The following is a 10351-nucleotide window of genomic DNA, read 5'->3' on the forward strand; positions in this document are numbered from 1 at the left end:
ATTTTAGCACGATCGACGATTGGATCTGAATCTGGTATTCCCAAATAAAATCTGCCTAGTGCGACCAGCGACGAGCGATGTCTGGTGACTTTAGATCTGAAATTCTTGATTCTCTAACATTTCAATCCCAAATACTTCGCCAAACACCCGAACAATTTGTTCGCGCACCAAATAGGGATTGATGGTGGGGATAAACTCGGCCATACTGCTGACAGATCGATTGACAATACCACATGGTACGATTTGCTCGAACCCACTTAGATCTGGACAAACATTTAGCGCAAAGCCATGCATGGTTACCCATTTACTCACCTTAATCCCGATCGCGGCAACTTTGCGACCTTCTAACCAAACGCCAGTCAATCCATCAATCCGATGGCCGTCGAGATTATTTAATGCCAAAACTTGCAAAACAACTTCTTCTAGTTGTCGCAAATACCAGTGCAAATCTTGTTGATAATGGCGGAGATTGAAAATTGGGTAAGCAACTATTTGACCTGGACAATGGTAAGTAACTTCACCCCCACGTTCGACACGGTATAACTCATATTCCGTTTGCAGACGATCGAACTTGACAAAGTCTAAACTAGAACCAGTGCCGAGCGTATATACAGGTGGATGTTCGAGAATAACTAAGGCATCAGCAATGTCTGGATCGATAATCCGTTCTTTTTGCAGACACTTTTGCCAAATCCACGCAGTTTGATAATCTATTTCTTCCTGATTGAATACCAAACACTCACGCTTATTTGTCAGTGATTTTTTAGGGTAACTTAGCATTGTTCTGAGCAAGCTTGAGGTTTAAGATAGATAAGAAAAAGACGATCGCAAATAACACCAAGCCGATCGTACAAGCATAGCTAAGATCGGGATTACTCGATCCAAAACCTTGTTGATACAAGTAATAAACAACTGTTTTAGAACTATTGCGCGGCCCCCCTTGGGTCATCACATAGACTTCTTCAAAGATTTTGGTCGCCGCGATCGCCGAAATGACCGCAACTAGCAACATATAGGGACGCATCAGCGGGATCGTAATATCCCAATGTTTAGTATAACTATCGGAGCCATCGATCGCGGCAGCTTCATATAAATCAGCAGGAATCGATTGCAACCCAGCTAAATAAATAGTCATATAGTAACCCAATCCTTTCCAAATCGTCACCACCATCACACTCGACAATGCTAATCCAGGACTAGTCAGCCACGGAATGGCCGGAATCCCCACTACGTTTAGCAGTTGATTGAGCAGTCCATTCTCAGCATAGATAAACTTCCACGCAATCCCCGCCACCACCATCGAGATAATTACCGGCACGTAATAAGCCGCGCGAAAGAAGCTCATCCCCTTGAGTTGGCGATCGACCAAAATCGCCAGTAACAGCGGCACAAACACCAAAATCGGCACGACGCCACATAAATACAGCACCGTATTTCGCATCGTCTGCCAGAATACCCCATCTTTGGACAAGCGCACAAAGTTAGTCCAGCCTTGCCAACTCGCTGTCTCGGCGATCGGATCGTAATTGGTAAAGCTCAAATAAAAAGCCTGCAACGCTGGTAAAAACACCGTGATCCCAAGTACCAATAGAGCTGGGAAGAGAAATAGGTAAGGCGTCCAGTTAACTTGACGGAGGCGAATCATATTAAAAGGTGGGTGACTAATGTACTGAAGCTGCCGTGTATCAACTACTTAACTTTCTTAACTAGCTCACCCGATCGGAGCGTAACTACCAACATTACGGCAATAAGCGATCCCTAGTCCCGATTTTGTACTATTGTGTAGAAAGAACCAATGAGATATTGCGATCTCCTCACGGTTCTCACCTCTGCTCAACAGGCACAACTCGGAAAATCTTCATGTTTGGTCTTATCGGTCACCTTACCAGCTTAGAACATGCCCAATCAGTCGCTAAAGACTTAGGCTTTCCAGAATATGCCGACCAAGGGCTGGACTTCTGGTGCAGTGCCCCACCGCAAACAGTCGATCGCATTAAGGTTACAAGTATTACTGGACAACAGATCGAAGGCTATTATATCGAATCTTGTTTTTTGCCAGAAATGCTGGCAACTAGACGGATCAAAGCCGCAATCCGCAAGATTCTCAATGCGATGGCTCACGCCCAGAAACAAGGAATTCAGATTACGGCTTTGGGCGGCTTTTCATCAATTATCTTTGAAGAATTCGACCTCCAGCAAAATAAACAAGTTCGCAATATCGAATTGGACTTCGACAGGTTTACTACTGGCAATACCCACACTGCCTACATTATCGCGCGGCAGGTCGAACAGGGTGCCGCCAAGCTCGGTCTCGATCTGAGTAAAGCTACTGTAGCGGTGATTGGGGCGACAGGCGATATTGGCAGCGCTGTCTGTCGGTGGATCGACAGCCGGACGAATATTGCCGATCTTTTATTAGTAGCTCGCAATCAAGAACGGTTGCAAAGCCTCCAATCCGAACTAGGACGTGGGAAAATCATCAGTTTGGAAGCAGCTTTGCCCCAAGCTGATATCATCGTCTGGGTCGCCAGTATGCCCAAGGGCGTCGAAATCGATGCCGCGAAATTAAAGCAGCCCTGTTTGCTGATCGATGGTGGCTATCCCAAAAATTTGGGCACCAAAATTCAAGCTCCTGGCGTATATGTGATGAATGGCGGCATTGTCGAACATTCTCTCGACATCGATTGGAAAATTATGAATATTGTCAATATGGATGCTCCCGCTCGGCAACTGTTTGCCTGTTTTGCCGAAGCCATGCTACTAGAATTTGAAAAATTACACACGAGTTTTTCGTGGGGACGCAATCAAATCACGATCGAGAAAATGGAACAAATCGGTCAAGCCTCTCTCAAGCATGGCTTTCGTCCCTTATTATCATTTGTTGGGGGGTAACAGTTAGGTTGTTAAATGTAAGATCGATGTCGATCTCTGTCAGCCTGCGTCGCTCAAACCAAACTACTACTCCCTAACCCCTACTCCCTACCCCCTAAATAATGGCTGGTACTGAAAAGAAGCCCTTTTTATTAGAATTTGAAAAACCGTTAGCCGAGTTGCAACAACGGATCGATCAGATTCGCGAACTTGCTGAAGAAAGTAGCGTCGATATCTCCAGTCAGATTCTACAACTGGAGACTAAATACGTGCAACTGCGCGATGAAATTTTTAGTAGCCTCACGCCATCTCAGCAGCTCCAACTCGCCAGGCATCCCCGCCGTCCCAGTACGCTCGACTATATCCAAGCAATTTGCGATGAATGGATCGAGTTACATGGAGACAGAAGAGGCAAAGACGATCCAGCTTTGGTGGGCGGTGTGGGTCGGTTGGCGGGGATTCCCGTAGTTTTATTGGGGCATCAAAAGGGGCGGGATACAAAAGATAATGTGGCGCGCAACTTTGGGATGGCGGCACCAGGTGGCTATCGCAAGGCGATGCGCCTGATGGAACATGCCAATCGCTTTGGAATGCCGATTCTGACATTTATCGATACGCCCGGAGCTTGGGCGGGATTGGAAGCTGAGGAGTTGGGACAGGGTGAAGCGATCGCGTATAATCTGCGGGAGATGTTTCGCCTTGATGTGCCGATTATTTGTACGGTGATCGGTGAAGGTGGCTCTGGTGGCGCATTGGGGATTGGTGTCAGCGATCGATTAATGATGTTTGAACATGCCGTTTATTATGTCGCCAGTCCCGAAGCTTGTGCCTCGATCTTGTGGAAAGATGCTGGTAAATCTGCCCAAGCCGCCGAAGTCCTCAAAATTACGGCTAAAGATCTCAAAAATTTGGGCATTCTCGACCAGATTTTGCCAGAACCGCTGGGGGGCGCACATGCTGATTCGGTGCTAGCGGCGGAAGTTCTCAAAGACGCGATCTTAAAAAATTTGCATCAACTTCAATCGCTACCAGCTACAGAGTTACGATCGCTCAGATATGATAAATTCCGCCAGATCGGCATGTTTGAAGAACATCACTAGTAGGCTGGAAATTGGCACTCGCACCTTGATGGTTGCTGGCAAGATTGAAGATCGGGCCATCCCGTTCCCTGTCACGGAAAATCGATGTTATAATAAAACCGCAACAAAAATTTACACAAGGCTCAGATCTGAGCAAACTTCCTGGACTAGATGAATCAGATCGCCCCAACGAACCGAACGGCACTAATCACTGGCGCAAGTAGCGGCATTGGCAAAGCCACAGCACTAGCCCTAGCCAAAGCTGGCATCAACCTCGCACTGGTAGGTCGCTCCCAGGAGAAATTAACAGCCGTAGCCCAAGCTGCTACGGCTGTTGGTGTAATTGCCAATACTTATGTGGTAGATTTGTCCCAACTCGATCGAGTCTCGACTAAAATTGCGGAGATTGCCGCCAACTCTGACAATTTAGACATCCTCATCAATAATGCGGGGATGGCCTATACCGGAACGACTGGCGACACTCCCTTGGCTGATTGGCAGCGCGTCATCGACCTCAACTTGACCAGCGTGTTCCAGTGCATTCAAGGGATCTTACCCCACATGCGCCAACGTCAATCCGGCCACATTGTCAATATTTCATCGATCGCCAGCAAGCAAGTATTTCCAAATTGGGGCATCTATTCAGTCAGTAAATTTGGATTGACAGCACTGACCCAGGCAATTGCTAGTGAGGAGCGAGGCCATGGCATTCGCGTTACCACGATTTGCCCTGGCTCAGTGAATACGCCACTCTGGGATACAGACACCGTCCAGGCGGACTTCGATCGATCGGCGATGTTGACAGCAGAAATGGTTGCCCAAAGCATCCTCTACGCCGTTCTTGCCCCCGCTGGTGCCGTCATTGAAGAACTGACGATTATGCCCAGTGGCGGTGCGCTTTAGCCGATCTGCGTTCATCTACCACCTCAGTTTCATCACGTTTATTTCTACATCCATATCAGACAAAACATGACTATTTCATCTCCTAAAGGTAGTAATTCCACTGGTAACGATGCTCCAGAGGAGCGGCTAAGCCAAAAACAAAAGCTGAGTAATATTAATCCTCGACCAGATCGCAACACTCATAACGGTGAGCCAGTGCAAATCCACGACCCCGAAGAAGTCAGCCTGGAAGACATGATGGCCTCGGTACGTCAGATTATCCTCGGAGTAGGTGAAGATCCCGAACGCGAAGGCTTATTAAAAACACCCAAACGTGTCGCCGAATCAATGCGATTCTTAACTAGTGGCTACAATCAATCGCTCGATGACATCATCAATGGTGCGATCTTTGATGAAGGCCACAACGAGATGGTACTCGTACGCGACATCAACTTTTTTAGCATGTGCGAACACCACATGTTGCCATTTATGGGTAGAGCGCATGTTGCCTACATCCCCAATCAAAAAGTCGTCGGTTTGAGCAAACTAGCGCGGATTGTGGATATGTACTCTCGGCGAATGCAGGTGCAGGAAAGACTCACCCGTCAAGTTGCCGAAGCACTTCAGGAAGTCTTGGAACCCAGAGGCGTCGCCGTCGTGATGGAAGCCAGCCACATGTGTATGGTGATGCGCGGCGTGCAGAAGCCTGGAGCCTGGACGGTGACTAGCGCGATGCTAGGTGCCTTCCAAGAAGATCAACGTACGCGCGAAGAGTTTCTCAATCTGATTCGCCATCAACCAACGTTTATGTAGAGGATAGTGGATAGTGAATGGTAAATAGTGGTTTGATTAAGCGATCTTGGGATTTGGAACAGAGCAAATCTCTATCTACTATCCACTATTCACTACTCTCTCCTTCTCCGGCACCGCTCGGAGCAATACTTCACTTCATCCCAATTGGTCGCCCATTTCTTGCGCCAAGTAAATGAGAGGTTGCAAACCGGACAGATTTTAGTAGGTAGATCGGCCTTCGCTCGATGACGTGGCATGACAGTTATTAGTAGATAAATGTAAAGTGAGTAGCTCTCTCCATCATATTCGGATTGTCTTAGTCGAGCCAGCCGGAGCCTTGAATATTGGATCGATCGCGCGGGTAATGAAAAATATGGGTTTGACCCAATTGGTCGTTGTCAATCCGCAGTGTGAAGTCTTAGGCGAAGAAGCAACTCGGATGGCGGTACACGCGATCGATCTCCTTACCATTGCGAGGATCGTTCCCGATTTACCGACGGCTTTACAAGGCTGTACCAGAGTTATTGCTACCACTGCACGCGATCGAGCCATTCCGACTCAGCTCGAAACACCCAGACAAGCTTTGCCCTGGTTGGTAGACAGTAACGAACCAACCGCACTGATCTTCGGACGTGAAGACAGTGGTTTGACCAATGCCGAATTAAATTATGCTACCCGCTATCTTCGGATTCCGGTTGGCTCTGAATACAGTTCGCTCAATTTAGCTCAAGCAGTAGGGGTTTGCGCTTACGAGTTGCAGATGTGTGCGACTAGTGCCGATGACAATTTGATAACTAATCTAGCTCCGATCCCCCCACAAACAGATATCGCACCTGTCGAACTAGTCGAGGGTTATTATCAACAATTAGAAAGCCTCCTGTTGGACATTGGCTATCTCTTGCCGCACACGGCTGCCCATCGGATGGAAAAGATTCGCCGCTTATATAACCGCAGTCAACTTTCTCCTAATGAAGTGGCTCTGTTGCGCGGAGTTTTGAGACAAGTAAGTTGGGCGATCAATACTGCTAAATCGATCGATCTGAAATAACTCGATCTCTTGCACAAGATCTGCAAAATTATTTCTCTTTGAAATAGAACGCCAAAGCTAAAGAGACGATCGCAGTCAAAGAATTAATCAATAATGGCAAAGTATCCTTAATCAGAGCAGTATTGGATTGAGGATAAAAAGCACCTAAGCCAATCAATAAAAACTCTGCCAATAGTGAAACTCCAAAAAATACTATTAATGTAATGGCAATTCCACCACGCGCCCCTTCTCTTTTTTGAGCGATCCAGTCTTGAATCTCTTGTTTGACTTGGGGCTGAAGTGCGACATCCCGCACGAGCGGCTGGTGAGACTCTGAAATTTGGAGAGGATCGTCGAACGGCACATCGAAAATATAATCAGCCACGTCAAGCTTGTCCGAAACTTCCATGTGGATGGAGTCTTCGGTTCGATCGATTTGAGTCATTGGGATTTAGAGAGTGGGAAACTAGTCCACTCCCAAATCTATCGGAATAGCACTTCGCGAATTTCTTTGTCGGGTTTCTGGAGCAAGACTTTTGAGCCTTCGAGCCGCTCTTTGAGGAAGTAGACATCTGTCGCGATCGCGCGTCGGATGGCTTCATTCTGAGAGATGCCCTGGCTCTGTGCCAAAAATTCTAATAGTTCGACAGTCTCGCCGGATAACCCGATCGACATGCGCTTGGTGCTTGGGGTAGATTTAGGAGCGGTGTTATCGGCGATCGTGTTAATACTCATGTTCAGTCCATCGTGGCAAATTTATCCACTCATGGTATTGATTTTACACCATTTTCGATTTAAAGCCACACCATTAGCCCTCCACATAAAAATCCCCTCCGAGGAGGGGATTTTCGAGCGTTCAAATAATCTAATAATCTAAATATCCTTAACTTGCTGCAACAACGATTGCAGATCTGTTGTGTCCATCCGCGCGCCAGGAATCGTCACCAACTGAGAGGAAGCCAACGAACCCAATCGTCCAGCCGTCGCCCAGTCCATCCCATTCGTGATGCCATATAGGACGCCGCCAGCGTACATATCCCCAGCACCGACAGTATCGATCGCTTTGACAGGATACGGAGCGATTTCTAGTAATGTTTGGCCGTCAAAGATTAACGAACCTTTAGCACCGAGGGTGAGGGCAAAAGTTTTGGAAATGGTTTTTAAATACTCGATCGCGGTTGTTAAATCTTGAGTACCAGCCATCTCAAAGGCTTCACTATCGTTCGCAAATAATAGATCTACACCACCACCAAGCATCTCTAGCAGTCCTGGTTTAAAGAACTTGGCCATGTTTTGATCGGAGAGTGTCAGCGCGACTTTTTGACCGGCATGACTTGCAATTTCTCTGGCTTTAATTGCGGCTTGCTGGCTAGATTCACCCGTGACTAGATAGCCCTCGATATAAGTATAAGTAGAGTTGGCGATCGCCTCTGGCACCAATTCAATATCTGACAAACTCGCAGAAATACCGAGGAAAGTATTCATCGATCGATCGGCATCGGGAGTCACAAATACCAGACATTTACCCGTAATTCCCACTTCGGGCGGATGGGATTTGAGATTGGTATCGACACCAGATTTTAATAAGTCTTGGAGATAGTATTCACCAGGTTCATCTTTGGCAACTTTGCACGAATAAAAAGTTTTACCACCAAATTGGCTCACAGCCACGATTGTATTGGCACCAGAACCGCCGCAAGTGCGTTTGCTTGCAGCATTACCCAGTCGGGCTAAGATTTTGTCTTGACTGGCTTCATCGAGTAGTGTCATCACACCTTTATCGATACCTAGTTCTACCAGTACTTCTGGCTCGACTTCACATTCGACATCTAGCAGCGCATTCCCCAGTCCATATACATCGTAGCGTGTCATAAGATTTCCGATTTAGTAGAGTCCACAAATAACAGGATACTATTCATCGCTCGATCGTACCCGATCCAAACGGGTAAACTTTGGGTAGATGTTGGCATTTGTGCCGTTTGCTTCATCCCTATCATCGATCTGTCGGAAACACCGAGGTGATTCTGCTAGAGTTAAAACAGATATTCGCTCTCATTCATATGTCATATCTTCGTTCTTATCTCGTTAGCATCGCTTCTCGTCTAGAGAAGCTACTCTTACTATCGCTCGTGACGATCGCTATTGCCATTGGCACATTCGCTCTGCCCGCCCAGGCTACGGCTGTCTATGAAGTTCCGGCTGTTTCGGCTGGCGTACCGAGTTGGGTCATCGATAAAGCTGATGTTTTGAGCTTATCGACCAAAGGTGCGGTTAAAGGTACATTGGAGCAACTAGCCAAGCAAACAGGCAAAGAAGTCCGCTTTGTCACCATTCATCGCCTCGATTATGGTGATACGGTTCAAACTTTTACCGATAAACTGTTCAAAAAATGGTTTGCAACGGATGCCGAGCAAGCCAATCAAACTTTGATTGTCTTGGATAATGTCACGAACACGATCGGTATTCACACTGGAACTGAGGTTAAATCGACGCTGACGGACGCGATTGCGACCAGCATCACCACGGAAACGATGCAGGCACCTTTGCGCAGCGGGAATAAATACAATCAAGCTTTTGTCGATGGTGCTGACAGACTTGCGGCTGTCCTCTCTGGGCAAGCAGATCCAGGTCCTCCAGTAATTATCTCGACACCAGAAGTCGGTAGAACGTATCTCAAAGCTGAAGAAACTGAGGCCAACCGCACCAACTTTTTAGTTATTGTCATCGGGCTACTAATTATTGCGACGGTGATTCCGATGGCAACTTGGTGGTGGTATCAAAATCAAAGTTAGAGATCGGTTGTCGATCTAGTTGTTGGTTATTGGCGATCGATAATACTGTTTATCGAATTGTCCCTAACCACCGCTCACAACGTTTATTAGTCCTGAATATATTCTGCGCCTGAGAGTAAAGCCATCTCGGCGCGGACAAATTCTCGTCCGAGATACGCCGCATGATCTAGCATACTCACTGGCGATGGTGCGGTTTGTTCGATGATTTTCACGCAGAGTTCCTTGGCCGTGCGTCCGACATACAGCGTGGTGTTAGTACGAGTTACTTTGCCTTTGGCGGGGATGACTTTACCTGTTTCGGGATCGACGGCCAAACCCCGATCGTTAATCACATTCGTATAGTGCTTGGCACAGATTAAACCATCTGCTCGATCGACATAAATAATAAAGTAGCCATGTGGATCGAGTTCGATATCGCGATTGGACAATTCGCTATCGATCGCAATTAAATTGGTAGTTAATAAGGTCATAAATTTAATCTTAAATAATTACATTAAATCTAGATTAACCGATTTATTCGTTATTTGGATAGGTTTCGAGCGAATTTTCGATCTTTTTGAGCAAAAATGTTCGCGCATAGACTTAATGAATTAGTGCTATATGCTAGGCTACCGTCGAGTTTTGTTTTAGCCCCCAACCCCACTCGATCGCCGATAACTGTTGCTATACAAAGATTCGATCGAATTAGAGCAACTATGGAAACCTCGATCGCACCGAGAAACAGACTAATCTAATTGAGTTGGTACCTAAATACTTAGCTCTCCCCAGCAGTACCCCGATCTTTAACGGGTCGCTCGACTGTCAACTATCAACTATCAACTACTCCCTTCCCGCCGGAAGACTACAGAATAAGGTTGTAGATATGTTAAATCGTATTTGAAATTTGAATTGGAGTCTGTAATTGTTGA

Annotated in this window: 13 protein-coding genes; 6 read left to right on the forward strand and 7 right to left on the reverse strand. The window is 46.7% G+C overall.

The genetic code is table 11. From position 1 onward, the window contains the following. Window positions 1-90: 90 nt before the first annotated feature. Together lipB and RMO27_RS04400 are read right to left on the reverse strand one after the other, a co-directional pair. On the reverse strand, window positions 91-780 hold the full coding sequence (gene lipB / locus RMO27_RS04395) for a lipoyl(octanoyl) transferase LipB (RefSeq protein ID WP_309729508.1): 690 nt from the start codon (window positions 778-780) through the stop codon (window positions 91-93). Further along, entirely contained in the window at window positions 764-1645 is an 882-nt protein-coding gene (locus RMO27_RS04400) for a sugar ABC transporter permease (protein ID WP_309729512.1), read from the reverse strand. The genes lipB and RMO27_RS04400 overlap by 17 nt, the downstream gene beginning before the upstream one ends. A gap of 215 nt (window positions 1646-1860) precedes the next feature. Here RMO27_RS04400 and RMO27_RS04405 point away from each other — a divergent pair, with 215 nt between their 5' ends. The 4 genes from RMO27_RS04405 to folE all read left to right on the forward strand — a co-directional run bounded on the left by RMO27_RS04405 (window position 1861) and on the right by folE (window position 5645). Beyond that, window positions 1861-2892 carry a long-chain acyl-[acyl-carrier-protein] reductase gene (locus RMO27_RS04405; RefSeq protein ID WP_309729516.1) on the forward strand — a complete coding sequence of 344 codons (1032 nt, stop codon included), beginning with the start codon at window positions 1861-1863 and terminating at the stop codon, window positions 2890-2892. Between the two features lie 101 nt (window positions 2893-2993). After that, window positions 2994-3971 (forward strand): acetyl-CoA carboxylase carboxyltransferase subunit alpha, encoded by a 978-nt coding sequence (locus tag RMO27_RS04410; protein ID WP_309729521.1) that lies wholly within the window; start codon window positions 2994-2996, stop codon window positions 3969-3971. A 150-nt stretch (window positions 3972-4121) separates the two neighbouring features. Then, window positions 4122-4853, forward strand: coding sequence for an SDR family oxidoreductase (locus tag RMO27_RS04415; RefSeq protein ID WP_309729524.1), 732 nt, complete (start codon window positions 4122-4124; stop codon window positions 4851-4853). Between the two features lie 66 nt (window positions 4854-4919). Next, window positions 4920-5645 (forward strand): GTP cyclohydrolase I FolE, encoded by a 726-nt coding sequence (folE, locus tag RMO27_RS04420; protein ID WP_309729527.1) that lies wholly within the window; start codon window positions 4920-4922, stop codon window positions 5643-5645. A 92-nt stretch (window positions 5646-5737) separates the two neighbouring features. On the opposite strand, the gene RMO27_RS04425 is transcribed toward folE, so the two are convergent. Continuing rightward, window positions 5738-5881, reverse strand: coding sequence for a DUF2256 domain-containing protein (locus RMO27_RS04425; RefSeq protein ID WP_309729529.1), 144 nt, complete (start codon window positions 5879-5881; stop codon window positions 5738-5740). A gap of 26 nt (window positions 5882-5907) precedes the next feature. Here RMO27_RS04425 and RMO27_RS04430 point away from each other — a divergent pair, with 26 nt between their 5' ends. Beyond that, window positions 5908-6672: an RNA methyltransferase gene (locus RMO27_RS04430; RefSeq protein ID WP_309729532.1), complete on the forward strand. Its 765-nt coding sequence runs from the start codon at window positions 5908-5910 to the stop codon at window positions 6670-6672. A 28-nt stretch (window positions 6673-6700) separates the two neighbouring features. On the opposite strand, the gene RMO27_RS04435 is transcribed toward RMO27_RS04430, so the two are convergent. From RMO27_RS04435 to RMO27_RS04445, 3 genes are all read right to left on the reverse strand, one after another. Beyond that, complete coding sequence (locus RMO27_RS04435) at window positions 6701-7096, reverse strand: hypothetical protein (protein WP_309729534.1); 396 nt, start codon at window positions 7094-7096, stop codon at window positions 6701-6703. A 38-nt stretch (window positions 7097-7134) separates the two neighbouring features. After that, a complete protein-coding gene (locus tag RMO27_RS04440) occupies window positions 7135-7386 on the reverse strand; it encodes a ribbon-helix-helix protein, CopG family (RefSeq protein ID WP_309729537.1) in 252 nt (83 codons plus the stop codon). A 138-nt stretch (window positions 7387-7524) separates the two neighbouring features. After that, window positions 7525-8523 (reverse strand): adenosine kinase, encoded by a 999-nt coding sequence (locus RMO27_RS04445; protein ID WP_309729539.1) that lies wholly within the window; start codon window positions 8521-8523, stop codon window positions 7525-7527. Window positions 8524-8711: 188 nt separating this feature from the next. On the opposite strand from RMO27_RS04445, the gene psb32 reads away from it, so the two are divergent. Then, entirely contained in the window at window positions 8712-9443 is a 732-nt protein-coding gene (psb32, locus tag RMO27_RS04450) for a photosystem II repair protein Psb32 (RefSeq protein WP_309729542.1), read from the forward strand. Window positions 9444-9529: 86 nt separating this feature from the next. Here psb32 and RMO27_RS04455 read toward each other — a convergent pair whose 3' ends face one another. Beyond that, complete coding sequence (locus RMO27_RS04455) at window positions 9530-9913, reverse strand: DUF4346 domain-containing protein (RefSeq protein ID WP_309729545.1); 384 nt, start codon at window positions 9911-9913, stop codon at window positions 9530-9532. Window positions 9914-10351 lie beyond the last annotated feature (438 nt).

This window comes from Chamaesiphon sp. OTE_75_metabat_556 (genome assembly GCF_031378165.1).
Lineage (GTDB): Bacteria > Cyanobacteriota > Cyanobacteriia > Cyanobacteriales > Chamaesiphonaceae > Chamaesiphon.